Raw genomic sequence first — 25950 nt, 5'->3', positions numbered from 1 at the left:
AGCATCTTTACTGCTCAAGTAATCAGATTTACTACTGCGGTAAAGATGCTTCGCTGCGCTCTGCATGACGTTCAGTTAATCGTACAGCCACAAAAAAAGCCTTCCCGCTACGCAGCGGGAAGGCTTTTGACTTTCTGAATGACTTAAACCAGGCTATTTGCCGCCCGCCCGCCGCGTCCGGTACGAATCGACCTGCTGGCGCAGCACGGCCAATAAGGAGCCGTAGCGCTGGCGGGCTTCCTGGGTGCTTTCCAGTCGTTGGAGTCGGGAGTTAATCAACTCCGAGAAGTCTTCGACGGAATAAGGACGTTTCGGCGCGGAGGACACGAGCGGAACAACAAAAGGGTTTGGGCAATATAGCAGAGGCGCTACGTCATATACGTAGCGCCTCAAACATAAGACTTAAAACCGAAACAGCGGCCGGGCCGGGTTCCAGATGCCCCACGGAATCATGAGCAAAACCAGTACCAAGGCCACGCCGAAATAGAGCAGGGCCTTGCGGTGCTTTTGGGTGCTATCGCTGGTTTTCTTGACGGCGATGCGGCCCACCTGCGCCACCACGGCGGCCAGAATCATCACCACCGCGTGCTCCATGCCGAAGAAGCGAATGATGGGGTCCTTCATGGCCCCGGCCTGTTTCATGGCGTGCAGGCCCACGGCGCTAAGGTCGAAATACAGGCCCAGGCCGATGATAACCTGCAACCACATGAAGCCCGAAAAGGCGGCGCTCATGCCGTTGTCGGCGCTCAGGAAGGGGCGGCGGCCGGTGTAGCCCACGTAGGCGCGGTACACGGCAATGAGGCCGAAGATGAGCACGAACCAGCGGGACCAGGAGTGCAGAACGAGAAGGGTTTGGTACATAAAAAGGGGAAGAGGTGAGCAGAGAAAATCAGTTGCAAAAGTGGCCTAAGCAGGAGTCAGAGCCAACTTTTTCTTGTCGCGGTGCACCACGAACATAACCACGAACAGCGACACATACGGCAGCGCACACCCAATGCCAAACCACCGCCAGAACGAGCGGCCGTGGCTGTACGCCATAAACGCCGTCATAATCGGCATGAAAAACAATGGCGTCAGAATAACAATAAGGGCCTCAATCATCGAAAAAATAGCGCTAAACAGTGCCGTAAAGGTAGGGCTGCCAGCCGTGCGGTCAACCCGGGCGCGGGCAGCGGTGCGGCTAGAGCTGCGTTGGCCACTGGTGTGGCGGCCGCTGTTGCCGGGCGGCTTTTTCCTCCCGCCACTTATCACGCATGGCCATGAACAGCGCGATAAATACCGACACAAACGGCAGCAGCAGCCCCAAACCAAACCACCGCCAGAACGAGCGGCCGTAGTTATAAGCAATGTAGCCGGTGATGGGCGCGAAGACGAGCAGCGAAACCCCGAAAATGAGCAGCAGGCGAAGAAAGAACACGGAAATTGAGGGATGGAATGGAAATAATTATGCTATTGGAACGTCATGCTGAGCGAAGTCGAAGCATCTCGCGTGTGGTAGTAACTCAATCGTTGGCTACGTCGACCTTCGATTGAAAAGGGGTTAGTGATGGCACGCGAGATGCTTCGACTTCGCTCAGCATGACCGTGCTTTTTTCGTTCTAGTTGAGTAGTTCTACCGCACCTTGCCGCGCTTCACCAAGTAGGCATACAGCACTTTCTCGAACGGTTCGCGCACGTCCACAGGCACGAAATCGATGCGCAACTGGCCGCAGCGTTGGGCCAGCTCCTGCTCGTAGGCCGTCATGGCGGCCTGGTATTGCTCCTTCACCTGCGAGGGCTGGAGCTTGATTTCCAGGCCGGTTTCCACGTCTTCAAAGATGTAGGGCCGCTCGGCGAAGTCAAAATTGGCCTCCGTGGCGCGGTCGAGGACGTGGAACAGCAGCACTTCGTGGTGCTGGTGCTTGAGGTGCTGGAGGGCGGCCAGGGCGGCTTCCTGCTCCTCGGCCCCGCGCCCCAGCATATCGCTGAACAGGATGACGAGCGAGCGTTTCGGAATCTGCTGCGCGATGGCGTGGATGGTGCCGGCCACGTCGGTGCCCCGAACGGTTTTGGGCGCGGGTGGGCGCTCCAGTAATTTTTGTAGGGCCAGCAGCAGCGTGTGCCGGTGGGTGCTGGTGGAGCGCACCGGCGTTTGCAGCTCAATGGTATCGGCGAAGGTGACGAGGCCCACGGCATCGCGCTGGCGGGTGAGCAGCGTGGTGAGCGCAGCGGCGGCCAGAATGCTGAATTTCAGCTTGTCGAACCCCGGCGCGGGGTAGTACATGCTGGGGCTTACATCGAGCAGAATGTGGGCGCGCAGGTTGGTTTCCTCCTCGTAGCGCTTCACGAACAGCTTATCGGTGCGGGCAAAAACCTTCCAGTCGATGTGCCGCGTGCTCTCGCCGGGATTATACAGGCGGTGCTCCGAAAACTCGACCGAAAAGCCGTGGTAGGGCGACTGGTGCAGGCCGGTGATGAACCCATCCACCAGCTGGCGGGCCAGAAACTCAAGGTTCTCAAAGGAGCGGATGGCGGCGAGGTCGAGGGGCATGCAAGGGGCGGGAGAGGAGCTTTGGGGCAAAGGTTTGGGGCAGTTGAGAGCATAAAGAACGTCATGCAGAGCGCAGCGAAGCATCTTGCCCGCCACCAGCAATCCAATCGAATGAGTTACTTACTGCGGGCAAGATGCTTCGCTGCGCTCTGCATGACGTGCTGCTTGGTCGTTCCTGCCTTCAACATCAACGCTACCCCCGCCGTTTATCTTTACCGCAACTTTCGTAAGTTAGTCCTTTCAACCAACCGACCAATTCTATTTCCCACTCATACCCCACCCAATTCCAGTGGACGACCGTCACGACCAGGAAGAAATTTATTCCCAACGCATTAAAGCCGGCAAGCGCACGTACTTCTTCGACGTGAAAGCCACCCGCGGCCAGGATTACTACCTGACCATCACCGAGAGTAAGCGCCGCCAGAACGGCGACGACTCCGTCTCGTACGAAAAGCACAAAATCTTCCTCTACAAGGAAGATTTCCTCAAGTTCGTGGATGCCCTGCAGGATGCCGTGGACTACGTGCGCGAGGAGCTGCTGAGCCCCGAGGAAGTGGCCGAGCTCGACCGCCCCCGCGACTACGACGACCGCGACCAGCCCCGCCGCGAGGTGGAGCGCCCCGCCTTCGACCCCAACCGCAGCGACGACAGCTTCTAGGGCAGCGGCAAGCCACAAGCGGCAGCAAACAGCTAGGACTTGTGGCTTACCGCCGGCATGTTTTTCAACGGCGCGACTGGACTTTGGTCTGGTCGCGCCGTTTTGCGTGGCGACAGGCCGTACCTTTGCGGCCGAATTGCCCGCAATTCAACACTTAACATTCAACACTCAACCCTACTTAAATGGGCCTCCGCTGCGGTATCGTCGGCTTGCCGAACGTCGGTAAATCCACCCTTTTCAACGCGCTTTCGAACGCCAAGGCCGAATCGGCCAACTACCCGTTCTGCACCATCGAGCCCAACGTGGGCGTCATCACCGTGCCCGATGAGCGCCTCCAGATTCTGGAAGCCCTCGTGAACCCCAAGCGCGTGCTGCCCACCATTATCGAGTTTGTCGACATCGCCGGCCTCGTGAAAGGTGCCAGCAAGGGCGAAGGCCTGGGCAATAAATTCCTGGCCAACATCCGCGAGGTGGACGCCATCATCCACGTGGTGCGCTGCTTCGACGACCCCAATATCGTGCACGTAGCCGGCGGGGTTGACCCGGTTTTCGACAAAGACGTTATCGACACCGAACTGCAAATCAAAGATTTGGAGAGCATCGATAAGAAGCTGTTGAAATCGGAGCGCAGCGCCAAGGCCGGCGATGCCGTGGCCAAGAAGGAAGTGGTGTCGCTACAGAAATTCAAAGCTGCCCTTGAAGGCGGGGCCAATGCCCGTGCCGTTGATGCTTCGGCCGACGACCTCGAAGCCGTGGCCGATTTGCAGCTGCTCACCATCAAGCCCGTGATTTACGTGGCCAACGTGGACGAGGCCAGCATTGCCAGCAACGGCAACAACCACGTAACCGCCCTGCGCGAGCACGTGAAAGCCGAAGGAGCTCAGGTGGTGCTGGTGTCAGCCGCTATCGAAGCCCAGATTGCAGACATGGAAGACCCCGAGGAAAAAGAAATGTTCCTGGGCGAATACGGCCTCACCGAGTCGGGCCTGAACAAGCTAATCCGCGCCAGCTACGAGCTGCTGAACCTGATTACCTACTTCACCGCCGGCGTGCAGGAAGTACGCGCCTGGACCATCCATCGCGGCGACAAAGCCCCGGCTGCGGCCGGTGTTATTCACTCCGATTTCGAGAAAGGCTTCATCCGCGCCGAGGTTATCAAGCTGCCGGATTATCAGGAATACAAGACCGAAGTAAAAATCAAGGAAGCTGGCAAAATGGCCGTGGAAGGCAAGGAATACGTGGTACAGGATGGCGACATCATGCACTTCCGGTTTAATGTTTAACTGATATCCCCTTTATTTAGGGCTTTAATCACCCCAACCGATTTCGGTTGGGGTTATTTTTTTTCGAAAATGGCAAAAATTACTATAAACAGGAATGTTGCTGGCTTGAGGTATCCTACTCTTGCAAGCATAAAAGGGCGGTCGAGTACAATCCGAGCCGAATTTATTAAATCGGTTATCCCCGAAATAATACCCAATCCAATGGAGATTGAAGAAGCATTAGCAGTGCTTCAGCAAAATAAGGGAAGTTTATGTTGTTCTTATTGTGGAGACACTCCCACTGAATGGGACCACTTCTTTTCGGCTGTTTCTAATAAAATGGCCACAGGCTATATTACGGAAGTATACAACTTGGTTCCCGCCTGTGGAAAGTGTAACCAATCAAAAGGAGCAGCTTATTGGAAAAACTGGATTCGCGGCAAAGCAACACTCTCGCCCACATCTAGATTGAGTAATGGTAAATTAAACATTACAAAAGAGCAGCTTGAAGTCAAAATTGGCATTCTCAAAGACTTCGAAGAATGGGGTAAAGCCAGAATTACTAAACTTAATTTTGATAGTGTTTCTGGGCATGAATTTGCCGAATACTTTAAATCTTGTGAGGATTTAATTGACAAGCTCGCCGCCTATGAAGAAACGGCAATCGCGCTGAAAATTAAAGTAGAAGGAACATTACAAAAACGGACTTAAGGAAAAGGCCAACTCATAATTATGAGTTGGCCTTTTCCTTAAGTCCGTTTTTGTAATTCTAGCGACCTACCACCTTATAAAGCATGCCCTTGGGCAACTTATCGGTAGTTTTCATGCCATTCACGATGGCCAGCTCCTCGTAGCGCTTCGACGGAACCCCGGCGGCAGCCAGGGCCGAAGCCAGCGTTTGATTGCCGGTGGCGGTGCGGATGTGAATGTGCTCGGGCTGGCGGTTCAGCTTGTTGGCATCGGTGAGGCGGGCGTAGCCTTGGGCGGCCTGCTGAAACTGCGGCGCGTAGGTGCTGAACGAAGCCGGGGCGGCCAGGCCCACGAAGGCGTAGATGCTTTTGCCGTCCTGAATGAGCTGGGCCAGCACGTGGGCGGGCGTGCTGCTTTGGTCGCTGGCCTGCTGGTCGCCTTCAAACACGAGGGCCGGGAAGCCGTTGATGGTGGTTTTGCTGGCATTGGCCGAGGCCAAGCCGATGGATTTGGCGAGGCTCTGGCCGGCTTCATCCAGCGAGCTGCCGCTGGCTCCGAGGAAAACTAAGAGGGCTTTGCCATTGGGCTCGGCCATCTGGAATTTGTCGGGGGCGTTCTGCGATTTCCAGCCCGAGGGGATGGGGAAGCGGAATTTCAGGTCGGGGTGGTAGAACACGCCGCTTTCCACGAAGCCCTGGCGCGGGTCTTCGCCGAAGGTCAGGCCCTCGATGGAGCGTAGGTAGGCGTCGCGGTTCACGGCCAGGGTGCGGTTGCCCACGCTTTGCTTGGCCTGGGCGGCCAGCTGCTTCACGCGGGTGTAGCGGTCGGCCGAGTTGGGGTGGGTGCTCAGGAAGGTGGGAATGCTGCTGCCGCTCTGGGCCTCGGTGCGCTCCAGGGTCTGGAAGAAATCGGCCATGTGGCTGGCATCGTAGCCGATTTTGGTGGAGTATTTCACGCCCAGGCCGTCGGCCTCGTTCTCGTCGTCGCGGCCGTATTTCAGCATGCCCAGGCCTACCACCTGCTGCGCCACGCCGCCCACCGACTGCATCACGCGCGGGGCCAGCACCGAGCCCAGTATCATGCCGATGCCGGCGATGGTGCTGCGCGTCTGCTGCTTCTTGCCGTGCTGGGCGGTGATGTGGCCGAGCTCGTGCCCGAGCACGCCGGAAAACTGGGCCTCGTCATTGAAATACGCCATGATACCGCGCGTGAAGTACACGTGGCCGTCGGGCGTGGCGAAGGCGTTGATAATAGGCGAGTCGACGATGGTGAAGCCGTAGTCGCCGGGACGGTCGGAGATGGCCGTCATGGCCTTGCCCCGCGCCGAGATGAGGCTTTGCAGCTTGGCATTATCATAGAGGCCAAACTGGGCGATAACGGCCGGGTCGGGCTTGGCACCTTGCAGCGGGCGGGCAGCGGGAATGGTTCTGACGGGGGAAGTCGCCGGGCGGCGGGCCGCCCAATCAGTCATGCTGGAAGAGCTGGCCAGCGGCATCAGCAGCGCAAGTAGCGCGCCGGTGCGCAGGGAGGGAAGAAGCGAAAGATTCATGGGAATAAATAAAGCGGAATTACCGGTGAAGGTCAGCGAATGGGCTTGCAACGTCGGCAGGGCAAATGCGGTTACGCCGCGCTACGGTTAGGCCTGATACTGACGGCGGCTGGCCTTGCGTTGGAGCCGTCCGGGGCAAGCCCCGCTAGGGTTATGCCATTTTCCTGCCAGTTTGCGGCCAAACCAGTCACATTCACCCAAAACACACGCAATGCTCAAGAACATTGCGCCTGCTTTTGCCCGCTTGTTTTCAATTTTTTCGATGACCATCTCCCGTTTGTGGCCCGTGTGGCTGCCCGCAGCTTTTTTATTTCTGGCGTGCAGCCGCCAGCCCACGGCCAGCAGCGCCAGCCGGTTTGTGCCCGCGCCGCCGGTGGTGGATGGGCTGGCCACGGAGTGGACCGACTCGCTGCACTACGACCCCACCAGCAAGCTGCAATATCAGGTGCTGAATGACGGCCGCGCGGTGTATCTGCGCATCAAAGCCGCCGACCCTACTACCCAGGCTAAAATCGTGCGGCTGGGCCTCACGGTCTGGCTCGATACCACGGGGCGCAACCAGCACCAGTTCGGGGTGCATTTCCCGCTGGGCCAGATGGGCGGACGCGGCCCGGCTGAAGGCCGCGACCAGCAACCCGATAATGGGGCCGATGCCTCCACCGACCGCCAGATGGCCCGGCGCGAGCGCATGACTCGCATGATTGCCAACATGCGCGAGATGGAGCTGATTAATTACAAAGGCAGCAAGGAGCCCACCCTCACCGACAACCAGTCGCAGCTCGGCGTGAAGGCCGCCTTGGCCGTGGATGCGCAGGAAGACCTGATTTACGAGCTGGCCGTGCCGCTACGCTTGCTCTACCACAAGCTGCCCGCATTGGCTACCGGCCAAAAAGCCGTAGTAGGCGTCACGCTGGCCGGCGGCAAGCTCACCATGCCCGGCCAGGGTGGCGGGGGCGGAGGTATGCAGGGCGGCATGGGTGGCGGCATGCGCGGCGGCGGTGGAATGCGCGGTGGTGGCGGCTATGGCGGGGGCGGCATGCGTGGTGGCGGCGGCTACGGTGGCGGGGCACAAATGACCCCGCTGACGCTGAAAACCAGCGTGCAGCTCAGCGCGAAGTAGCCGAAGCCGGGCACGCCTGGGCTACTGCCGGCTGTTCATATCCACGGCTTTGTAGCCGATGAGCAGGTCGGCGCGGGTGCCGGGCGGGCGGTAGTACACCAGCAGGTCATACTGGTTTTCGGTTTCGTAGTGCGTGCCTTCGAAGTAGGCTTCGTTTGGGGCCTTGCCGGTAGCGCCGGCCACGGCAAAATCGTAGTTGTAGTAGCCTTGCTTGAGCAGGGCGTGGCCGGTGTAGAGCTGCTGCGCCTCGTCGTATTTCAGCTTGAACTCGTCCTTCAACTGCCAGTCGGTGAGCGCGCCGAACACGTAGACCGGGCCGGGCGCGGGCTGCGGGGCCTTTAGTTGGAACTGAACGTCGGCGTAGTCGGCATTGGTGGCGCCGCTGCCGTATTCGCGGCTCTCGAACACGCGCTGGCCGTTGGAATCCACGTATTGGTTGTAGGCCGTCTGACTGCGCGATACTTCGGGCTGGAGCTGCACCGTGGTCACGGGCGTGGCACGCGGGTCCACATGCAGCACGCCAATACCCACCGACTGGATGGAGCGGGTATCGAAATACCGGTACTCGCTGAGGCCGGGGAAGGCGTTTTCGAAGTTGAAATACTGGTACTCGAGCCGGCGCTCGGCATCGCGCACGAAGGTGGGGTGTAGGTTGTACTTAGCGTTGTCCCAGCGGAAGTTCTGGCGCAGCACCACCTTCACCTCCACGGCGGGGTTCACCAAATCTACGGTGCCGTAGCCCACGCTGAAATCGAGCTGCTGCATGGTGAACCGCTCCTGCCCGCCAATGACGATGCCCGGGGCCAGGCCCACATTCACCTGGTTCTCATACACCAGCAGCCGGCGCGATACCACCGGCACGCCGCCCTGGCTCTGCACCACCAGCAGGTAGTTGCCGCTCAGTTTCACCTGCGGAGCCCGCAGCCGGTAGTGATAATACGGCACCTTAGTGCCCGTGCCCACCCGGTAATCGGTGATGAGAAACTCGTTGATTTCGCTCAGAAACTGCATGTCCGTCAGCACCGAGGGCTGCCAGTCGGCATCACAATGGATGAGCTTGGCGGTGTAGCGCTGGCTTTGCTCGCCCAGCACGTCGAACTCCAATAGGATGCTCGGGCTCTGGCCCAGCGGCACCACCGGCGGCTGAAATACCTCGTTGGGCTGGCCGGTGTTCACGTAGCATTGCACGCTGCGCACATCGGGCGCGTAGGTGTAGTCCTGGTAGCGCAGGGTGCGGTCGGCGTAGTATTCGGGGGGCTTCTGGGTGCCGGGGGCGGTGCTGGTGATGGGGGTGCCCAGTGGCACGCAGGCGGTGGCGAGGAGGAGGGAAGCGAGGGGAAGGATGCGCATGGGCCGAAAGGTACGGCTCAGCTGATTTGCTCCGCAAGGCTCTGCGCCATTCACGGCGGCAGAGGACTATGAGTGAGCTTATGACCCTGATGGCCCGACGCAGAATCTGTTCGACCAACCATTATCTCGACCGGTAAACCTGATTTGGGCAACTTTTGTAACGGCTTCGCTGCTTTATTTTACATTGCCAACGAAGCGGCCGCAATGCCTGGAGCAGCTCAGTCGGTCGTTCTGACGAGCTGCTTTATCGTTCTTCCATCCAAAAAAATAACTACCAAAATGAGGGTGCACACGCAAGAAACCCAAGCCAGCTTAACGCCAACGACTGCGCTTCAGATTTTAAGAGAAGGCAATAGCCGATTCGTCAATAACCTCAAGGCCAACCGCGACTTGCTGGAGCAGGCCGGATACACGGCCGATGGGCAATTTCCGTTTGCCGTTATCTTAAGCTGCATCGATAGCCGGACTTCGGCCGAACTGATTTTTGACCAGGGACTGGGAGATATTTTCAGCGTGCGAATAGCCGGAAACATCATCAACGAAGATATTTTGGGCAGCATGGAGTTCGCCTGCAAGGTGGCTGGCTCAAAAATAATTGTGGTGCTGGGCCACACGAAATGCGGCGCGGTAAAAGGTGCCTGCGACCACGTGGAAATGGGCAACCTAACGGCCTTGCTCAATAAAATTCAGCCGGCAGTATTTGATGAGAAAACCGAGTTGGAAAACAGAACATCCAACAATGCAGCTTTTGTAGAAAAAGTAGCTTTGATAAACGTGAAAAGAACAGTGCGGGGAATTATGGAGCGCAGCCCGATACTAAAAGAAATGATTGAGAAGGGAGAGGTCGGAATCGTTGGCGGTATGCACGACATTGCCACGGGCCGAGTGGCCTTCCTGCAGGACGAAGCAGGGACGCAACCCGATATTCACATCAGCCAGAGTTTGCCTGGTTAAAGCAATTGCCTGAAATAAAAAAGCCTCTCCGAAGCATGGTGCTTCAGGAGAGGCTTTTCGTTTAATTGCCCCTTAAAATTATACTTCCGCCAGCATTTCCCAACGGTCATTCAATTGCGCCAATTCCTTTTTCACCTGCTCAAATTTCATCGTCGCATCTTTCAATTGCGATGAATTCTCGTAAATTTTCGGGTCGGCGAGCTGCTTTTCGTAGCCGGCCAATTCTTTTTCCAGCGTGTCGATTTTAGCTTCTACTTCGGCCAGTTCTTTCAGCGCTTTTTTCTGGTCGGGCGAGGAAGTTTTGGCCGGGGAGGCGTCGGCTTTTTTCTCTTCCTTAGGCTGGGGCTTGGGGGCTGAGGGGCTGGGCAGGCCGGCTTTCTTGGCGGCCTTTTCGCGGTCCTCCATCCAGGTTTCGTACTCGTTGTAGGTGCCGGGGTATTCCTTCAGTTGGAAATCCTCGATGTACCAGATTTTGGTGGCCACGTTTTCCACGAAGAAACGGTCGTGGCTAATCACGATGAACGTGCCCTGGTACTGCTCCAGCGCCTGAATCAGGATGTTTACCGACACCATGTCCAGGTGGTTGGTCGGTTCGTCAAGCAGCAGGAAGTTGGCTTCCGAAATCAAGGTTTTGGCCAGGGCCACGCGGCTTTTCTCGCCCCCGCTTAGCACCTTGATTTTCTTGAAAACTTCCTCGCCCGTGAACAGGAACGAGCCCAGCACCGAGCGCAATTCCATGTCGTTGCGCTTAGAGCCGGCCTCGCTCATCTCCTGCAAAATCTCGTTTTCCAGCGTCAGCGACTCCAACTGGTGCTGGGCGTAGAACGACATAATTACGTTGTGGCCCAGCTGGTGCTTGCCGTTGGTGGGGGCTTCGGTGCCGGCCACGAGGCGCATGAGGGTCGATTTGCCCTTGCCGTTGGCCCCGATTAGCGCAATCTTGTCGCCCCGCTCGATGTGCACGTTCGTGTCGCGGAAAATCAGCTTCTGGTCGTACTTCTTGGTCACGTGCTCCATGCGGAGGATGTGGCGGCCGGGCTCCACCTTGAAGGTAAACTTCATGTTAATTTTGGCCGCATCTTGGGCCACGTCGTCGATGCGCTCCAGCTTGTCCAGCGCTTTCACACGGCTTTGGGCCTGCTTGGCCTTGCTGGCCTTGGCCTTGAAGCGCTCAATGAACCGCTCGGCCTGTCGAATCTGGGCCTGCTGATTCTCAAAAGCGCCTTTCTGGATAAGGTTGCGCTCTACTTTCTCTTCGAGGTAGTAGCTGTAGTTGCCGGCGTAGGGTACCAGCTTGCCGCCGATAACCTCCACCGTGGTATTGGTAGTCCGGTCGAGGAAAGCCCGGTCGTGACTCACGATGATAACCGCGCCTTCGTAGTCGGCCAGGTAGTTCTCAATCCACTTGATGGAGGGCAAGTCCAGGTGGTTGGTAGGTTCGTCAAGCAGCAGGAGGGAGGGCTGCTGAAGCAGGATTTTGGCCAGCATCACGCGCATGCGCCAGCCGCCCGAGAAGCTTTTCAGCGGCTTGGTCAGCTCTTCGGTTGTGAAGCCCAGGCCTTCGAGGATTTCCTCGGCGCGGGCCTGCATGGTGTAGCCGCCCAGCGCTTCAAACCGCTCCTGCATGGTGGCCAGCTTGTCAATCAAATCATCCGAATAATCGGTTTCGAACAACACCAGAATGTCGTCGATTTTCTTCTGCAATTCCAGCGCTTCCTCGAAGGCCTGCATGGCTACGTGCAGGATGCTCTCGTGCGTGTCGTAGCTCAGCAAATCCTGGTTGAGGAAGCCCAGGCTCACTTCCTTGCTCATCGAAATCGAGCCGCCGTCGGCCTTGTACTCGCCCACCAGCAGGCGCAACAGAGTCGATTTGCCGGTGCCGTTTAGGCCAATGAGGCCGATTTTATCCTTGGGCTTGATGTGCAGGCTGGCGTTGTCGTACAGCGCACGGGAACCGAAGTGGAAGTCGAGGTCGGAGATTGAAATCATGGGGTCGCGGGGTATTCAAGCGCAAAGGTACGGCCGATGGATGGCCTGCCGGCTAAAAAACCGTGCTGCCGGATGATGTAACCGTCGCAGGGGGGCGGAAAGTGCGATACCCATAGTGGTTTCGGGGTCATTGGATGTAGGGACGGGGGCAGGCCCTACTGGGTACGACCCCGTACCTACATCCCTACTTCGGCAGCGGGGCCTGGTCTTGGGCTTCGCTCAACTTCTGGGCGATTTTCTGGGGCACGCCCGCGTTATTGAACAACCCGCTAATCACGCCCTGCCGCCAGAGCGCGAACACCGAAAAGCGCGGCTCGCGGGTGCTTTTCATTTCGCCGGTCACTAGCTCGCCGCGCTTGCGCGGGTTCTGGTCGCGAATCACGATGACGTTGACGGCTTTCGAAATGACGCGCTTGATGAGGGTTTTCTTGACTTCCTCGTGCTTGTAGCCCAGCAGCTCCATCTGTAAGCCGGTGTATTCGGCCCACATGGTACCGGTGGAACCCTGGCGGTCCACCCGCATATCGAAGCGAATGCGCTGAGCCTGGCCGCTCTTGAATTCGACCAGCTTGGTGGGCACGGTCATGGAATTGAGCATGTTAAACGGGCCGGGTCCGAACGTGCCCCAGATGCGGTGGCGGCCCTTGGGGTCGAGCAAATAAATAGATACCTGCGCATCAAGCCGGCACTGGTTCTGGAGGTAGGTGGTGGCCTTGCCGGTGAGGGGCGTGGCGGCGGTTTGGTGCCGGCGGTCGTTGCTCAGATTGAGGAACGTGCCGTTGAAGCGGGTGATGCGCATGGTGCCAGTGAGGGGCGTGAGCGGGCTGCGATAGGTGGTATATAGGTTGCCGTTCACGAGGTCGAGGCGGGGCACGTCGACGATTACCTTGAGGTTGAGCATTTCCTCGGGAGAAATCTTGGACTTGTTCGGGTTGATGGGGCCGCGGCCATCGGAGGCGATGGTGGCGACGGGGCTTTGCACGGTGGCCCGCTTCATCCGAAAGTCGCCGTGGTTCACCAGCCCCACGAAATCGAGCCCGGCCAGCGCCAGCCGCTTCACCTTGATGGTGACGGCCGGGGCCTGGTAGCCCTTGTGCAGGTTCATGCCGATGGGAGAGAACCGGGGGCGCAGCAGCATATCGCTGAAATCCAACTGATGGGCGTCGGTGTCAAGGTGTACGTGCTGGCTGCTGGCCCGGTAAAAGGGCGGGTCGAAAGGCGCGGAGAGCCGGCCGGTGTTCAGCAGCCAGGCGCGGGCATAGGCAATGCGGCGCGGGTCAACATTAGCCGCCGAGTCGATGCGGATAGACTTACCCGTTGCGTTCAGGTCGCGCACGTGGGGCGCGTGCTTCCAGCGGCCAAAGTGCACGTTGGCGTGGTTCACGCGCACCACGGCCAGCTCGGAGCGGTGCAACTGCTTCGAGAGCAGCTTCCAGAAAGGCGGGGGCGGCTGCACGGGCGGCGTGAAGCGCAGGTTAGGCCGGTCCAGCACCAGGCTTTGGGCCTTGAAGTGTTTTTGTTGCAGCGCCTTGGCATCGAGCCCGGCCAGGGCCAGGCTGGGCAGCGTGAGGTCGACACGCACACCGCCGGGCTTGCCCTGCCCGGCCGCGGGCGGCCGAATCCGTACCGAACGCAGCGCGAATGTGCCTTTCGAGGTTGATAGATGCAGACTGCCCAGCGCCAGCGCATGCGCCGCCACGGTGGTTTGGCTGCGGCCCAGGGCCACTTCCCAGGCTTTGGCGAAGAAAATGCGCTGGGCATTGGGCGCATTCAGCGAATCGAAGTGAATGGCCGTGCCCGCCACTGCCAGGTCGTGAATGAGGGGGTTGGCCGCCGCGCCCTGCACCCGCACGTAGCCGCCCCGCACTGCCAAATGCGCCAAATCCAAGCTTTTGAGATAATCCGTGACCGATTTTGAATTCCCCGCCGAACCCGTAGTTGGCAAATTGGCCGTGAGCTGCGGCTGCTGAATCAGTAGCGAATCGGCCTGAAAGCGGTGCTGACGCTGCAAGGCCGCCGCCCGCAGTCCCGTGAGGCGCAGGCGCGGCAGCGTCAAATCGAGATGGGTTTGCCCGGCGCTCGCATTGCCCAGCGGTTGCACGCGTCCGGAATCAAGTTGAATTAGCTGGTCGGCGGTTGAAATAGTCAGCCCGGCTATGGCCAACTGGTGGCCAGCGGCCAACCCCTGTGCGTGTTGCAGCCGCAAATTCCAGCCACTGGCGTAGCCCAGGCGCTGCGAATCGGTCGCGCCGGCCGGGCTGATGAGCAGGTTTTGGGCGCTCAAATCGGCTCGGCGGAACTGGGCCGTGGGCTGGGTTTGCGCACCGCCGGGCTGGTAGCTGGCTTGAGTGTGTTGCAGGACGAAGTAGCCAATGTCCAAGCCTTTGAGCTTGAGAGGTAACTGTTCGTGTAGTGGTTTGCCAGCGTTTTTGGTGGGCTTTTGGGCTAAGGCCAGCACCTCAATCCGGGCCGAATCCAGCACCACGCTATCGATAGGTACCACACCCTTGCGCAGCAGAGCCAGCAGGCCGATGCCGGTAATATCAAGCTGGGCCACATCGAGCCGGATGCGGGGTAGCGTGTCGGCCACGGTGGGGGCGGGGCGCAGGCGCAGGCCGCTGAGCCGGATGGCGCGCTGCCACAGGCTGGTGTGCAGCGCGCCCACTTGCAGGCGGTACTGGCCGTGGGTTTGGGTGGTCACCTGTTGTTCCAGCTTGCGGCGCAGCCACGGGTCGAGCATGCGCTGAGCTATCAGGGTAAGCACTAGTAGAAGCACCGCCACGCCCAGCAGCCACCACAGCCAGCGACGGGGCCGGGGCGAAGGAACCTCCGGCGCACGGGGAGCGGCGGGCGGCGGGAGGGCGGCAGGTACTACTATTTCGGACACGGTATGGGGCGGAAAGTTGGTAACGCAAACGGCCCCGGTCAGGGTTGTGCTTTAGCGTGCTAAGTCGATGAAAAGGCGCAGTTTCCCGACCAGCGGGCTGGTTAAAAATGCCGGTCGGGTTGCCGTAGCTTCGGCCGGATTCACTACTTTTAGCCCATGCCTACCCCCTCCGCCGCCGACGCCCCGGGCGCGGCCCTGCTGGCGTCCTTCCGCCAGACGTTTCACCAGTATAAAACCCTGGCCGACCGTGCCCTGGCCCAGCTCAATAATGCCGAGTGGCTCAATCAACCCGCGCCGGGCAGCAACAGCGCCGCCGTCATCGTGCAGCACATGGCGGGCAACCTGCGCTCGCGCTTCACCGATTTCCTGACCACCGACGGCGAAAAGCCCACCCGCCAGCGCGACCAGGAATTCGAGGAGCCTCGCGACGCGGCCGGCATCCCGGCGCTGCGGCAGGAGTGGGAGGCCGCGTGGCAAGTCCTGTTCGATTTATTAGAGACGTTGCAACCCGCCGATTTGCTGCGCACCGTCACCATTCGGGGCGAGGCGCACACGGTGCTGGAGGCCGTGCAGCGCCAGGTGGCCCACTACGCCTACCATGTGGGGCAGGTGGTGCAGCTGGCCAAAATCATTCGGGGCGATGATTTTCAGTCGCTAAGCATCCCGCGCGGCCAGAGCCAGCAGTTCAATCAAGCCATGCAGGACCGCAAATAAGCCCGCCCGTGTATCTACTTGGCCGTACTCCCGTAAGCAGCATACCGATGACTCAGCCCGATTTTCTGGCCGGCTGCCCCGCCGAAAACCTTGATTGGCCCCCGCCCCATATGCTTGCCATCACCACCCTGCTCACGGCACCGCACGCCGCGCTCATCAACCGCATCATCAAGAAGCTGGAGAAAAAATTCGGCCTCGACGACGTGCAGGCCACCCCCGACCCGCACCTCACCTACCAGCTGGCCGGCGTGCACAAGCTCTCGGCCTTGAAGGAGGTGCTGGCCGACGTGGCCGCCACCACCGAGCCCTTTTCGGCCTTCACCACCGGCCTGGGCGTGTTTCCGGGCGAGCGGCCGGTCATCTACATCCCCGTGCTGCGCTCCGATGCCCTCAATGCCCTGCACCACCGCATCATCGAGGCCACCGCGCCGCTGTGCCTGCGCACCGACAAGTTCAGCGGCCCCGATTGCTGGCTGCCGCACATCTCCCTGGCCCTGCACGACACCACCGCCGACCTGCTCGGTCCGGTCCTGAGCTTCCTCAATGAAGAAACCTACAACCTGAAAATCGAGATAAACAACATCGCCATCCTGCGTCAGCAGGGCGAATTATTCCTGCAGGAAGAAACCTTCCAGCTGGGCGTCGAGCAAGCGGTGGTAAAGGAGCGGTAGGTTAATGAAGGATAATTAAGAACGGTCATGCCGAGCGCAGCGAAGCATCTTTACCGCCCAACGCAATCCAATTGATGGGATTCGTGGTGGCGGGCAAGATGCTTCGCTGCGCTCGGCATGACCGTTCTTTTTAATTATCGAATTTCCTTACGCCGTGGGCGGAATCTGGGTGCCGTTGTCGAGGCTCTGCCACAGGTATTTGCAGGCCAGGGAGCGGTAGGGCCGCCAAGGCTCGGCAATGAGAATCATGCGTTTTTGCAGGGCGCGGCCGGTTTCTTCCAGGCCGTAGTGCTTGCGCATGGCGTTCTGCACGCCCAGGTCGCCTTCGGCAAACACGTCGGGCTGGTCGAGGGCGAACATCTGGAGCATCTGGGCGGTCCAGCGGCCCACGCCTTTGATGGCGGTGAGGTGCTGGGTGAAGGCTTCTTCCGAGAGGCTGGTAAGGTGCTCGTAGTCGAGCAGGCCGCGTTCGTTGTACTCGGCAATGGCTTTGAGGTAGCCGGCTTTCTGGCGCGAGAGGCCGGCGGCTCGCAGCTCGTCCTCGCTCAGGGCCAGCACTTCGCGCGGCTCCGGGTAGCCCTCGGGCGGAAACAATGACTGAAAGCGCTTCCAGATTGCGGCGGCCGCTTTGGTCGAAATCTGCTGGCCCACGATGGCGCGCAGCAGGGCCAAGTACAGGTCTTCGTGGGGGCGCGGGGGAATGTCGCGGCCATTGGCGATGACCGTGCCCAGAATCGGGTCGGCGGCCGAAAGGTGTTCGATGGCGGCTTGGTTGAGCATTTAGCGGGGCGAAATATGGGTGAAGCGGGCCTTGTCCAACAAATCGTCGGGATTAACGGGCAGCGTAATAATGTCGAGCACGTCGCCGACGGGGGAGAGGCGCAGGCCCGTGAGGTTGCGCCCGAACACCGCGCCCGTGTCGATGTACATGGTGTGGGAATCGGGGTCGTGAATGGGTTCACCGTCCTCCATGGGGGTATGGCCCACCACTTGCAGCTGCGGAAGCCGCTGCAGCGGCCCGCGCCGCCACAGAATGCCGTCGGAGCTGTCGCGGTCCATGGCCACGGCCAGCGGAATGTCGGCCAGGCCGGCGTGGCTCACCAGCACGTGGTCGTTTTGCCACAGCAGGGGTCGTTGTTCCAGCCAGGGCAGGTGCTGGGCCAGCAGCTTGGGCTGCAGTTTATATTGCTCGGTGGTGCTGCGGCCGCCCCAGTTCAGCCAGCCTGGGTAGGGGCCCTGGGGGCTGAAATGGTGCAGCAGCGCGTCCTCGTGGTTGCCCATCAGGAAGGTGGTAGACTCGGGGTACTGCTCGTTCAGCTGGCGGGCCAGCTCCACGGTTTCGGGAATGCAGGCTCCCCGGTCCACCAAATCGCCGACCTGAATGAGGTGGTCGGTGGCAGGGTCCCAGCGTTTCAGCATCTTGCTGAAGGTGTGAAAGCAGCCGTGTACATCGCCGATGATGAATAGATTCATGGCCTTGAAAACAGTGAAAAGGGAGTGGAAAGGTCCTTCTAAATGCGTTTTAAGCGTGTTTTTCTACCTCATCGGTCTTCGGCTGCGCCACGCCCAGCCAGCGCACCAGCGGCCCGATGGTCAGGCCCTGGCCGATAATCGAAAACACCACCACCACGTAGGTGATGCCCACCAGCAGCTCGCGCGGCATGGTGGCGGGCAGGCTCAGGGCCAGCGCTACCGAGAGGCCTCCACGCAATCCCCCCCAAGTCAGCACGGTCAGGCTGTGGTCGGAAGCCCGGAACGTGGACCGGATGCGCAGTAGCCCCAGCGGCAGGGCCACCGCCGCCAGCCGTGCCACCAGCACCACCACTATGGCTGCCACCCCTGCCAGCACCGTGCGCCCGGGAATGTGCAGCACCAGCACTTCCAGCCCCATCAGCACAAACAGCAGCGCGTTCAGTACCTCATCAATCAGCTCCCAGAACTTGTCCACGTAGTCCTGCGACGCATCCGAAAGCATTCCCCCACTGCGGCTGAAATGGCCCACCAGCAGCCCGGCCATCACCATCGCCAGCGGCCCCGAAGTGTGCAGATACGTGGCCAGGGCCGTGCCGCCCGCCACCAGCGCCAGCGTGATGAGCACTTCCACCTGGTAGTTGTCGATTGTGCGCAGCAGCCAGCCCGTGCCCAGCCCCAGGGCCGTGCCCAGGGCCAGCCCGCCCACCGTTTCGCGCAGGAAAATGCCGAGGGCGTGGGGCAGTGTCACGTCGCCCGGCCCCAGCAGGGCCACTTCCAGCGTCACCACAAACAGCACCACGCCCACCCCGTCGTTGAACAGCGACTCGCCCACAATCTTCGTTTCCAATGATTTCGGGATGTTGGCTTTGGTCAGGATGCTGAGCACCGCCACGGGGTCAGTCGGCGAAATCAGCGCCCCAAACAGCAGGCAATAAATAAACGGCGTGGGCAGCCCAAACCACGGCAGCAGCAGGTACATGGCCCCGGCCACCAGGCCCGTGCTCAGCGGCGTGCCCACCAGCGCCAGCACGCTTACCGGCCAGCGCAGCCGCCCCAGCCGCCGGGTATCGACGTGAATAGCGCCCGCAAACAGCAGAAACCCCAGCATCACCTGCATCACGATGGTGCTGAAATCGAGCCGGTTCACCAGCTTCGCAAACTCCAGCACAGGCTTCACCTCAAACTGCGCCAGCCCCACCAGCCCCAGCGACGCCACCAGCCCCAGCACCATCAGCCCGATGGCAGTGGGCATTTTGAGAAAACGCAGATTGACGTAGGCAAAAGCTGCGGCGATGACGAGCAGAAGCGCAAGGGCGGTGTAGAGGTCCAAGGTAGTTGGGGAGGAATGAGAAAAATGCCGTCATGCTGAACGCAGCCGAAGCAACTCTACCGCAGCAGTAATTCAATACCGAATGCAACGAAGCAGTAGAGATGCTTCGGCTGCGCTCAGCATGACGGTATACGGGTGACGGTATCTGTCTTACGATATTCCCGCCAGCGCCGCCTCAATGCGCGCCACCATCGCATCGTCCACATCCAGATGCGTCACGAACCGAATCCACTGCGGCCCGAAGCTGCTGGCCCGAATGCCCTGCGCCTCCAGCGCAGCCAGGAATTCGGCGGCAGGCTGGGTGTCGTGCAGGCGGAAAATGACGAGGTTGGTTTCCGGGTTCAGCACCTCGGCCACGTAGGGCTGCAGGCGCAGGGTCGCGGCCAGCTGGGCGGCGCGGCGGTGGTCGTCGGCCAAGCGGTCAACGTGGTTTTCGAGCGCAAAAAGGCCGGCGGCGGCCAGGTAGCCGGCCTGCCGCCACCCGCCGCCCATCACCTTGCGGATGCGCTTGCACTTCTTAATAAAATCGGCCGAGCCCAGCAGCACCGAGCCTACCGGTGCGCCAAGTCCTTTGCTCAAACACACCGAAATCGAGTCGAACAACTGCCCATAATCCTCGCTGCGCTGCCCGGTGGCCACCAGCGCATTGAAAATGCGCGCCCCGTCCAAGTGCCGCGCCAAGCCATGCTTTTTCGCCACTTCGCTGATGGCGTTCAAATCCTCCAAAGCATAGCAGCTGCCGCCGCCCCGGTTGTGCGTGTTCTCCAAGCACACAAGGCGCGTGGTGGGGTAGTGCACGTTTTCAGGCCGGATGGCAGCCTCCACCTGCGCGGCCGTGAGGCGACCCCGCTCACCGGCCAGCAGCGCCACCGACGCGCCCGAGTGGAAGGCAATGCCGCCCACTTCCCACAAATAAACGTGGGCCGTCTGCTCGCAAATCACCTCGCTCAGCGGCTCGGTGTGCGCTTTTATGGCAATCTGGTTGGTCATCGTGCCTGAGGGGCAAAACAGGCCGGCCTCCAAGCCGAAACGGGCAGCGGCGGCTTCTTCGAGCCGGCGCACGGTGGGGTCTTCCTCATACACGTCGTCGCCCACGGGCGCGGCCCACATGGCGGCCAGCATGGCGGGGGTGGGGCGGGTCACGGTATCGGAGCGCAAATCGACCAGGGGAAGTGCAGGGTTTTCAGTTGGCATAACTTGAGATATAAGGAAGGAGCCGGAGGAAAATGATGTGGCAAAAGCCGCCCGGCAAGCTCCAGCGCCGCAAACCAGCGCTACGAAGCCCCTAGGCCGGGCCAGAGGGCCGGGGCAAAAGTAGCGCCCGAAACCCAGCGGCCGGCCCCCGTCCGAATATGCAGTAATTCAGCAAAATGCCTTCTGGGCTTGCACTTTCAAAATGAAAGCCCTACTTTTGCCCTCCGTTTCGTAAGCCCTAGACTCTAATCATTCCGGCACCATGACCGTTACCCGCCTCAAGCGCAAGCACCGCAAGAACATTGCCCGCGCCAACAACAAGCAGCACATCATCAAGGAGTTGCTCCGCACGCCCGTCCTGAAAAACGTGGACCTGGAAGAGCTGAAGTCGCGCTTCACCACCGACGCTGCCGCCGCTCCCGCTGCCAAAGCCCCCGCCAAGAAGGCCGCTAAAACCGCTGAAGTGGCTGACAACGCCGCCGCTTTCGACGCAGCTGATGCCGTGACCAAGCCGGTGAACGCCGATGGTCAGGAAGGTGAGCACCCCAAGCCTGAAATTGCTCTGTAAGTAATTTTCTGTTTGTCATTGTGCTAGGCCGAAGCAATTCGGCCGGTTTTGCTGGCAAGCCCAAAAATTCGACAAGCCCCGTTTCCTGTTTTGCAGGTCGCGGGGCTTGTTGGTTTTCTCATGGGCGGCGCGGGTATCGTCTGTCATTGCGAGTGGAGCGCAGCGGAACGCGGCAGTCCGTCCTCTCACGAGCGACTAACCCCGAGATGTGATAAAGCCATTTTTGAAACGAAAAGCCCCAATTCTACGCAGTGTCGGGGCTTTCTGGTAAAAGAAAGTGTCTGGTTTTTACAGGACGGATTGCCGCGTTCCGCTGCGCTCCACTCGCAATGACAAACGGGCCACTAGCCCGCGCGCTTACCCAGTTCCACGGCCTGCAAATCCACCACTTTGCCGGCCTCAATACCAAAGCGCAACAGCGTGCGAACCTGGTGAAAGCCATGCCGCCCGGCCGCGCCGGGGTTCAGGTGCAGCAGGTGGCGGCGCGGGTCGGGCATTACCCGCAAAATGTGCGAGTGCCCGGTGATGAACAGCCCCGGCCGCACTTGGTCGAGCAGGGGCCGTGCTGGCGGCGCGTAGTGCCCCGGGTAGCCGCCAATGTGGGTAATTAAGACCCGCAGTCCCTCAATTTCAAAGTCTTGAACCAGGGGTTGGGTGCGGCGCACGTCCGTGCCGTCGATATTGCCGTACACGCCCCGAAAGCGCGGCACTAAGGCCTGCAATTCGTCCACCACACGGGCATCGCCGAAATCGCCGGCGTGCCATATTTCGTCGCAATCGCGCAAATGATGCGCAATTCGCTCGTCGAAGTAGCCGTGGGTGTCGGAAAGCAGGCCAATACGTGTCATGCCGCAAAGATGGGGGCGGCCGGCAAATCAGCCCATTCCCGTATCTTGCAGCCGCTGCCACCGACCAGCCTCTTAATTTTTTTTCCTGACGTCGGCGGCCTGCTTTTGCCCGACGTCTTCCCTCAATTCGCTTCTTCCGATGAACATTTTCATCAACGACATTCCGCTGGTTATCAAGAAACTCAGCGAAAAAGTGTACAAGCACAAGTTTGACCTCATTCTCAGCCCCGACGATGATTTTACGTCGAAGGACTTGGTGGGCGACGTGCTGGTGCGCGACGCGGGCCCGCTGTTCATCGACCGTCTGCTGCGCCTGATGGAGGTGAAGAAGCTGAAAAAGCTGAAATCGCTGACCATGCTGGTCAAAAAGAAAAAATTCATCACCCTGCATTTCAAAGACCAGTTCAAAATCGCCAAAGCCGGCGGCGGACTTGTGGTGAAAGGCGACCAGGTGCTCATGATTTATCGTCTCGGCAAGTGGGACCTGCCCAAGGGCAAGCTCAAGAGCGACGAGGACCAGGCTGCGGGCGCCCTGCGCGAAGTGGAGGAGGAAACAAACATCAAGCTGGAGCTCGGCGAGGAATTGCCCAGCACTTGGCACAGCTACGCCTACAAAGGCAATAAAATGCTGAAAAAAACCAGCTGGTACCTCATGAAGTGCCTCGATGACAGCCTGATGAAGCCCCAGACCGAGGAGTATATCGAGGAAGTGCGCTGGATGTCGCCGCAGGAGGCGCTGGCCAAGTTGGAAGATTCCTACGCCTCCATTGCGCTGGTGGTGCGCCACTACCTGAGCGAAATGGCCGGCAAACCCAAGGCCACCAAAGAACCGGCGAGCGGGAAATAACCGTACATTGCCGGGTGATGCAACGGTTTCAGCTACTTATACTTGGTGTGCTTCTGGTTGGGGTGGGGGCCTGTTCGGGTGCCCACGAGCCCAACCATGACCGCGCCGCGCCCTCAGCAGCCGCGCCGGCCCTGAAACTGCCGCAGCTGAACGTGTCGGCCCTGCTGCCCCTGTCCATCGATGCGATAAGCCAGCAACTGGGGCCGCGCCTGCCGGTGCCGGATTCCTTCGTGGACCCCACGCGGGTGCCCTCCATCCATTCCGACGAGCGACCGGATTCGACTGTGCTATTCCAAAGCCGCGGCCTGACGATGGTGGTGGCCTACGATGCCCGCACGCGCCGGGTGAATGAGCTGCTGCTGATGGGCAGCAACGAAAACGAGCTGATGACCCGAAGCGGCCTGCAACTCAATTCGCCGGATTATTTGGTGCTGCCGTTCTTTCAGCGCCAGCGCCCCACGCAGCTCATGGGTTTGCGGGTGCTGGCACTGGCACTCAGCCAGTAGCCACCCCGCTATTGCGCCAGAGGCGGCAGCGCATAAGGCAGAAACGCATCGACATTGCCCCCAAAACGATGGATGTCGCGGATAATGGTGCTGCTGATGGCCCCGAGGGTGGGAGAGGTGAGTAGAAACACTGTTTCCAGACCGGTATTTATATGCTGATTGCCGTAGGCAATGGGCTTTTCGTATTCAAAATCAGGACTGTTACGTAGGCCGCGCAACAGGAAGCCGGCGCCTTTTTCGCGGGCAAATTCCGCCGTGAGACCTTTAAAAGTTTGCACCGAAACTCGGGGCTCATCCTCAAATAACCCGGCAATCAGGCCTTGCATCTGCTCCACGGGCAGGTAGCGCTGCTTGCTGCTGTTGGTGCCGATGGCAATGATGACGTGGTCGAACAGTGCCAGCCCGCGCTGCACAATGTCGAGATGGCCATTGGTGAACGGGTCGAAGGAACCGGGGAAAAGGGCGGTGCGGGGCATGGCGCTATCAGGCAAAATGCAGGCTGAACAGGTCGAAATAGCGGTATTCAAACACGTCGTTGAGCCGGTAGCTATACTGTACGTTGCCGGGCCGGGTGCCGAAATGCACGTTACGCACATACGTGCGCAGCAGGCTGAACACAGCCGAATCAGGCGTGAGTTCGCCCCACACGGTCACATCGTCCTGGTCGGGGTCGAGGGCCAGCTCCTGCATCACGAGGATGGTGTAGTACACCACGTCTTCGGCGGTGGTGCAGGGGAATACGTTGCAGTATTCGAGGTGCTGGCCCAGCACTACGAGCGTCAGCTCCTGCGGGCCGGGGTTTAGGTATAGCCGGCGCGGAGATGCCGCGCCGCGCTGATGCACTAAGCCTGCAAGTAGCGCGCTGGTGTGGTGCAGCAGGCGGCCGGTGGCCCCGTACGTGGCCGTCAGCCATTCGGCCAGGGTAGCATCGGCGGCAAATACGTTCACCAGCTCCAGACCGGGGTGGGTGGTGTGGCGCACCACTTCGGTAGGGGTGGGGGTGTGGTGCAGGCGCAGGGTCGCGGCCTCGTCGCCGGCCCGGAAGAGCGGGGCTGGCAGCAGCGTGAAAGCCCGGCCCGTGACGGCCAGCCGCACCGCGTTCCAGCCCCGCAGGCCCAGGAAATCATGTTGAGTGGCCAGAGCTGGCACGCCGCCGAGGGGCAGCTGGTAATCTTCGAGCACTACGAATTTGCGCCGTTCCACGTCGGCTACGGCCACCTGCAGGCGGGCCGGGCTGGCCAGCAGGTACAAGTTGTAGGCCCCCAGATTGGCGGGGTCAAAGGTCTCATCGCGCAGGCGCAACAGGGGCGGCAACGCCGACGGCGACACGGAAGAAGCTGAAGAAGTAGGAGCAGGCACGAATCGAAGCTAAGCAGGCCAATGGCCGGGGCTAAAGATAAGGCCGCACTTGGAGAAGCCGCGAAAACCGGCAAGAGCCGGACCCGCTGATTACCGCCTCAATTCCGCCTTAGTTGCCAAGGGAGTAATCAGACGAACCGAACTTGGGGCACGAACAGGTCGTCGGGGCTGAGCACCATGCGCAGCAATGGGTGCACCTGCGCCGGGGGAAATTGCATCAGCTGTCGGGGCGTAAACCACTGTAGCTCCGTGAGAAGCTGGTGGTCGGCGGCGTGCTCGGGGTCGTGGCCGAGCTTGGGTTGGGCATCCGCATCGGCTACCACTTCAAAAAACAGCTCCAGGGCCTGCAGCTTATTGGTGCTGAATTCGTGCAGGTGCAGAAAGCGCCCCACCCGCACCGTCAGCCCGGTTTCTTCCCGAAATTCCCGTACCAGGGCTTCCTTCAGGCTTTCGCCAAACTGCCAGCCTCCACCCGGTGGCGACCAGAACGGCGCGTCCTTCGGCAGCAGGCCGCGGTGGGCCGCCAGCAGCATGCCGCCATCGCGCACCAGCAGCCCGCCAACCCGCACCCTTACTTTACCTGAATATGCCTGAAGCAAGGTGTCGGGGGAAATATTCGGCGAATCGGGCATAGCTCGGTGAGAAGGGTGAAAGACCGTCGGGTTATCAGGCGGCAGCCTTGTACGGCAAACGCCTTCAAAACGACATTGTTTCGCCATCGATAGCTGCCCCAAGGCAAATATTTGCTAACAAGTAGCTTATGTGCGCGTCTGGCGTTGGTTCTGCTCCAGCCGGCTCAGCGTCGCTGCGCGGCGGCGCATTCGCCAGCGCCGCAGCCGGGTCAGGATGAACACCAAGAGCAGCACCACCAGTCCCGCCGCCACCAGCGGCAGCAGCAGCGTAATGGCCACGCCGCCCACGGCCAGCGTGTTTTCGGCGGTGGCCAGCACGGGGTTGGCCAGGCCGCCGGTGGTGGCCGTGGATGTGCCCCGCAGCAGCGCGGTGCCGGTTTGCACCAAGCCGGCCGTGCCGCCGCCCACCAATATGCCCAGCGTCCAGCGCAGTGTGGGGTCGAGGTGGGGGAGAGCCGAGGTCATCAGAATGGTGCCGGCCACGAAGGAAGCTGGCGTGGTCAGCGTATCCAGCAGGTGGTCGACCAGCGGGATGTAGTAGCCCGCTACTTCCACCACCGTGGCCGTGGCCAGCGTGAGCAGCGCCGCCCAGGTGCCCAGCCAGGCAAAGCCCGCCGCCGGGGCGAGGTAGCCGGTGTGGTAGGCAATACTGGCCGCCAGCAGCGGCACAAATACCCGAAACCCGCTGCACGCCGCCAGCCCCAGGCCCAGCGCGCCCGCCACCAGAAACTGCATTGCCGGGACCTGTTCCATGACCATTGCGAAAGCTGAATTGTGCCGCCGAAAGATACGGGCGCGGGGCCTACCCCAGTATCTTTG

The 25950-nt window shown here is 60.3% G+C and carries 28 protein-coding genes; 10 read left to right on the top strand and 18 right to left on the bottom strand.

The genetic code is table 11. The annotated features are described in order from the left end of the window. Positions 1-153 precede the first annotated feature (153 nt). From AAFH49_RS04365 to AAFH49_RS04345, 5 genes are all read right to left on the bottom strand, one after another. The gene (locus AAFH49_RS04365; RefSeq protein WP_342296279.1) at positions 154-327 is read right to left on the bottom strand and encodes a hypothetical protein; all 174 of its coding nucleotides are present in this window, start codon (positions 325-327) and stop codon (positions 154-156) included. A 75-nt stretch (positions 328-402) separates the two neighbouring features. Further along, positions 403-861 carry a hypothetical protein gene (locus AAFH49_RS04360; protein WP_342296278.1) on the bottom strand — a complete coding sequence of 153 codons (459 nt, stop codon included), beginning with the start codon at positions 859-861 and terminating at the stop codon, positions 403-405. Positions 862-906: 45 nt separating this feature from the next. Next, complete coding sequence (locus AAFH49_RS04355; protein WP_342296276.1) at positions 907-1101, bottom strand: hypothetical protein; 195 nt, start codon at positions 1099-1101, stop codon at positions 907-909. Positions 1102-1180: 79 nt separating this feature from the next. Then, positions 1181-1417: a hypothetical protein gene (locus tag AAFH49_RS04350; RefSeq protein WP_342296275.1), complete on the bottom strand. Its 237-nt coding sequence runs from the start codon at positions 1415-1417 to the stop codon at positions 1181-1183. 195 nt (positions 1418-1612) lie between these two features. Beyond that, complete coding sequence (locus AAFH49_RS04345; protein ID WP_342296274.1) at positions 1613-2530, bottom strand: DUF58 domain-containing protein; 918 nt, start codon at positions 2528-2530, stop codon at positions 1613-1615. Positions 2531-2819: 289 nt separating this feature from the next. On the opposite strand from AAFH49_RS04345, the gene AAFH49_RS04340 reads away from it, so the two are divergent. The 3 genes from AAFH49_RS04340 (at position 2820) to AAFH49_RS04330 (ending at position 5161) form a co-directional block, all read left to right on the top strand. Beyond that, positions 2820-3188, top strand: a complete 369-nt coding sequence (locus tag AAFH49_RS04340) for a DUF3276 family protein (RefSeq protein ID WP_342296273.1) — start codon at positions 2820-2822, stop codon at positions 3186-3188. Positions 3189-3370: 182 nt separating this feature from the next. Further along, positions 3371-4471: a redox-regulated ATPase YchF gene (gene ychF / locus AAFH49_RS04335; RefSeq protein WP_342296272.1), complete on the top strand. Its 1101-nt coding sequence runs from the start codon at positions 3371-3373 to the stop codon at positions 4469-4471. Positions 4472-4540: 69 nt separating this feature from the next. Further along, positions 4541-5161 carry an HNH endonuclease gene (locus AAFH49_RS04330; protein WP_342296271.1) on the top strand — a complete coding sequence of 207 codons (621 nt, stop codon included), beginning with the start codon at positions 4541-4543 and terminating at the stop codon, positions 5159-5161. Between the two features lie 58 nt (positions 5162-5219). Here the strand turns inward: AAFH49_RS04330 and AAFH49_RS04325 are convergent, their stop codons facing one another. Next, entirely contained in the window at positions 5220-6689 is a 1470-nt protein-coding gene (locus tag AAFH49_RS04325) for a M48 family metalloprotease (protein ID WP_342296270.1), read from the bottom strand. A 262-nt stretch (positions 6690-6951) separates the two neighbouring features. Between AAFH49_RS04325 and AAFH49_RS04320 the strand changes: the two genes are divergently transcribed. Beyond that, positions 6952-7809, top strand: coding sequence for a hypothetical protein (locus tag AAFH49_RS04320; protein WP_342296268.1), 858 nt, complete (start codon positions 6952-6954; stop codon positions 7807-7809). Positions 7810-7830: 21 nt separating this feature from the next. Here the strand turns inward: AAFH49_RS04320 and AAFH49_RS04315 are convergent, their stop codons facing one another. Next, complete coding sequence (locus AAFH49_RS04315) at positions 7831-9159, bottom strand: type IX secretion system plug protein (RefSeq protein ID WP_342296267.1); 1329 nt, start codon at positions 9157-9159, stop codon at positions 7831-7833. A gap of 279 nt (positions 9160-9438) precedes the next feature. Between AAFH49_RS04315 and AAFH49_RS04310 the strand changes: the two genes are divergently transcribed. Continuing rightward, positions 9439-10113 (top strand): carbonic anhydrase family protein, encoded by a 675-nt coding sequence (locus AAFH49_RS04310; protein WP_342296324.1) that lies wholly within the window; start codon positions 9439-9441, stop codon positions 10111-10113. A gap of 78 nt (positions 10114-10191) precedes the next feature. On the opposite strand, the gene AAFH49_RS04305 is transcribed toward AAFH49_RS04310, so the two are convergent. Together AAFH49_RS04305 and AAFH49_RS04300 are read right to left on the bottom strand one after the other, a co-directional pair. Then, a complete protein-coding gene (locus AAFH49_RS04305; protein WP_342296266.1) occupies positions 10192-12102 on the bottom strand; it encodes an ABC-F family ATP-binding cassette domain-containing protein in 1911 nt (636 codons plus the stop codon). 184 nt (positions 12103-12286) lie between these two features. Beyond that, on the bottom strand, positions 12287-14989 hold the full coding sequence (locus AAFH49_RS04300) for an AsmA family protein (RefSeq protein ID WP_342296265.1): 2703 nt from the start codon (positions 14987-14989) through the stop codon (positions 12287-12289). 156 nt (positions 14990-15145) lie between these two features. Between AAFH49_RS04300 and AAFH49_RS04295 the strand changes: the two genes are divergently transcribed. Then, on the top strand, positions 15146-15703 hold the full coding sequence (locus AAFH49_RS04295) for a DUF1572 family protein (RefSeq protein WP_342296264.1): 558 nt from the start codon (positions 15146-15148) through the stop codon (positions 15701-15703). Positions 15704-15750: 47 nt separating this feature from the next. Beyond that, on the top strand, positions 15751-16374 hold the full coding sequence (locus tag AAFH49_RS04290; RefSeq protein WP_342296263.1) for a 2'-5' RNA ligase family protein: 624 nt from the start codon (positions 15751-15753) through the stop codon (positions 16372-16374). Positions 16375-16521: 147 nt separating this feature from the next. Here AAFH49_RS04290 and AAFH49_RS04285 read toward each other — a convergent pair whose 3' ends face one another. From AAFH49_RS04285 to AAFH49_RS04270, 4 genes are all read right to left on the bottom strand, one after another. Next, positions 16522-17154 carry a DNA-3-methyladenine glycosylase family protein gene (locus AAFH49_RS04285; protein WP_342296262.1) on the bottom strand — a complete coding sequence of 211 codons (633 nt, stop codon included), beginning with the start codon at positions 17152-17154 and terminating at the stop codon, positions 16522-16524. Beyond that, positions 17155-17847, bottom strand: a complete 693-nt coding sequence (locus tag AAFH49_RS04280) for a metallophosphoesterase family protein (protein ID WP_342296261.1) — start codon at positions 17845-17847, stop codon at positions 17155-17157. 49 nt (positions 17848-17896) lie between these two features. Next, positions 17897-19177, bottom strand: a complete 1281-nt coding sequence (locus AAFH49_RS04275) for a cation:proton antiporter (protein WP_342296260.1) — start codon at positions 19175-19177, stop codon at positions 17897-17899. A gap of 150 nt (positions 19178-19327) precedes the next feature. Further along, positions 19328-20371, bottom strand: coding sequence for a threonine aldolase family protein (locus tag AAFH49_RS04270; protein WP_342296259.1), 1044 nt, complete (start codon positions 20369-20371; stop codon positions 19328-19330). 262 nt (positions 20372-20633) lie between these two features. Between AAFH49_RS04270 and AAFH49_RS04265 the strand changes: the two genes are divergently transcribed. Further along, positions 20634-20939: a hypothetical protein gene (locus tag AAFH49_RS04265; protein WP_342296258.1), complete on the top strand. Its 306-nt coding sequence runs from the start codon at positions 20634-20636 to the stop codon at positions 20937-20939. Between the two features lie 344 nt (positions 20940-21283). Here AAFH49_RS04265 and AAFH49_RS04260 read toward each other — a convergent pair whose 3' ends face one another. Continuing rightward, a complete protein-coding gene (locus AAFH49_RS04260; RefSeq protein ID WP_342296257.1) occupies positions 21284-21787 on the bottom strand; it encodes a metallophosphoesterase family protein in 504 nt (167 codons plus the stop codon). 139 nt (positions 21788-21926) lie between these two features. Here AAFH49_RS04260 and AAFH49_RS04255 point away from each other — a divergent pair, with 139 nt between their 5' ends. Both AAFH49_RS04255 and AAFH49_RS04250 read left to right on the top strand, forming a co-directional pair. Then, positions 21927-22634, top strand: coding sequence for an NUDIX hydrolase (locus tag AAFH49_RS04255; protein WP_342296256.1), 708 nt, complete (start codon positions 21927-21929; stop codon positions 22632-22634). Positions 22635-22681: 47 nt separating this feature from the next. Continuing rightward, entirely contained in the window at positions 22682-23140 is a 459-nt protein-coding gene (locus tag AAFH49_RS04250) for a hypothetical protein (protein ID WP_342296255.1), read from the top strand. A gap of 8 nt (positions 23141-23148) precedes the next feature. On the opposite strand, the gene coaD is transcribed toward AAFH49_RS04250, so the two are convergent. The 4 genes from coaD to AAFH49_RS04230 all read right to left on the bottom strand — a co-directional run bounded on the left by coaD (position 23149) and on the right by AAFH49_RS04230 (position 25884). Then, positions 23149-23616, bottom strand: a complete 468-nt coding sequence (coaD, locus tag AAFH49_RS04245; protein WP_342296254.1) for a pantetheine-phosphate adenylyltransferase — start codon at positions 23614-23616, stop codon at positions 23149-23151. A gap of 7 nt (positions 23617-23623) precedes the next feature. After that, entirely contained in the window at positions 23624-24499 is an 876-nt protein-coding gene (locus tag AAFH49_RS04240; RefSeq protein WP_342296252.1) for a DUF3822 family protein, read from the bottom strand. Positions 24500-24627: 128 nt separating this feature from the next. After that, positions 24628-25131: an NUDIX domain-containing protein gene (locus tag AAFH49_RS04235; RefSeq protein ID WP_342296251.1), complete on the bottom strand. Its 504-nt coding sequence runs from the start codon at positions 25129-25131 to the stop codon at positions 24628-24630. A 126-nt stretch (positions 25132-25257) separates the two neighbouring features. Then, a complete protein-coding gene (locus tag AAFH49_RS04230) occupies positions 25258-25884 on the bottom strand; it encodes a DUF4126 domain-containing protein (RefSeq protein WP_342296249.1) in 627 nt (208 codons plus the stop codon). Positions 25885-25950 lie beyond the last annotated feature (66 nt).

The sequence above is a fragment of the Hymenobacter segetis genome (genome assembly GCF_038448715.1).
GTDB lineage: Bacteria > Bacteroidota > Bacteroidia > Cytophagales > Hymenobacteraceae > Hymenobacter > Hymenobacter segetis.
The sequence above is the reverse complement of the archived record's forward strand: the minus strand, read 5'-3'. Positions and strand labels throughout refer to the sequence as shown.

Bases quoted from the DNA above. Each gene is read 5' to 3' on its own strand.
- AAFH49_RS04345 (WP_342296274.1), bottom strand. From the start codon at position 2,530: ATGCCCCTCGACCTCGCCGCCATCCGCTCCTTTGAGAACCTTGAGTTT.
- AAFH49_RS04290 (WP_342296263.1), top strand. From the start codon at position 15,751: ATGACTCAGCCCGATTTTCTGGCCGGCTGCCCCGCCGAAAACCTTGAT.
- coaD (WP_342296254.1), bottom strand. From the start codon at position 23,616: ATGCCCCGCACCGCCCTTTTCCCCGGTTCCTTCGACCCGTTCACCAAT.
- AAFH49_RS04355 (WP_342296276.1), bottom strand. From the start codon at position 1,101: ATGATTGAGGCCCTTATTGTTATTCTGACGCCATTGTTTTTCATGCCG.
- AAFH49_RS04285 (WP_342296262.1), bottom strand. From the start codon at position 17,154: ATGCTCAACCAAGCCGCCATCGAACACCTTTCGGCCGCCGACCCGATT.
- AAFH49_RS04270 (WP_342296259.1), bottom strand. From the start codon at position 20,371: ATGCCAACTGAAAACCCTGCACTTCCCCTGGTCGATTTGCGCTCCGAT.
- AAFH49_RS04320 (WP_342296268.1), top strand. From the start codon at position 6,952: ATGACCATCTCCCGTTTGTGGCCCGTGTGGCTGCCCGCAGCTTTTTTA.
- AAFH49_RS04310 (WP_342296324.1), top strand. From the start codon at position 9,439: ATGAGGGTGCACACGCAAGAAACCCAAGCCAGCTTAACGCCAACGACT.
- AAFH49_RS04360 (WP_342296278.1), bottom strand. From the start codon at position 861: ATGTACCAAACCCTTCTCGTTCTGCACTCCTGGTCCCGCTGGTTCGTG.
- AAFH49_RS04265 (WP_342296258.1), top strand. From the start codon at position 20,634: ATGACCGTTACCCGCCTCAAGCGCAAGCACCGCAAGAACATTGCCCGC.
- AAFH49_RS04260 (WP_342296257.1), bottom strand. From the start codon at position 21,787: ATGACACGTATTGGCCTGCTTTCCGACACCCACGGCTACTTCGACGAG.
- ychF (WP_342296272.1), top strand. From the start codon at position 3,371: ATGGGCCTCCGCTGCGGTATCGTCGGCTTGCCGAACGTCGGTAAATCC.
- AAFH49_RS04280 (WP_342296261.1), bottom strand. From the start codon at position 17,847: ATGAATCTATTCATCATCGGCGATGTACACGGCTGCTTTCACACCTTC.
- AAFH49_RS04230 (WP_342296249.1), bottom strand. From the start codon at position 25,884: ATGGAACAGGTCCCGGCAATGCAGTTTCTGGTGGCGGGCGCGCTGGGC.
- AAFH49_RS04315 (WP_342296267.1), bottom strand. From the start codon at position 9,159: ATGCGCATCCTTCCCCTCGCTTCCCTCCTCCTCGCCACCGCCTGCGTG.
- AAFH49_RS04255 (WP_342296256.1), top strand. From the start codon at position 21,927: ATGAACATTTTCATCAACGACATTCCGCTGGTTATCAAGAAACTCAGC.
- AAFH49_RS04330 (WP_342296271.1), top strand. From the start codon at position 4,541: ATGGCAAAAATTACTATAAACAGGAATGTTGCTGGCTTGAGGTATCCT.
- AAFH49_RS04295 (WP_342296264.1), top strand. From the start codon at position 15,146: ATGCCTACCCCCTCCGCCGCCGACGCCCCGGGCGCGGCCCTGCTGGCG.
- AAFH49_RS04305 (WP_342296266.1), bottom strand. From the start codon at position 12,102: ATGATTTCAATCTCCGACCTCGACTTCCACTTCGGTTCCCGTGCGCTG.
- AAFH49_RS04325 (WP_342296270.1), bottom strand. From the start codon at position 6,689: ATGAATCTTTCGCTTCTTCCCTCCCTGCGCACCGGCGCGCTACTTGCG.
- AAFH49_RS04235 (WP_342296251.1), bottom strand. From the start codon at position 25,131: ATGCCCGATTCGCCGAATATTTCCCCCGACACCTTGCTTCAGGCATAT.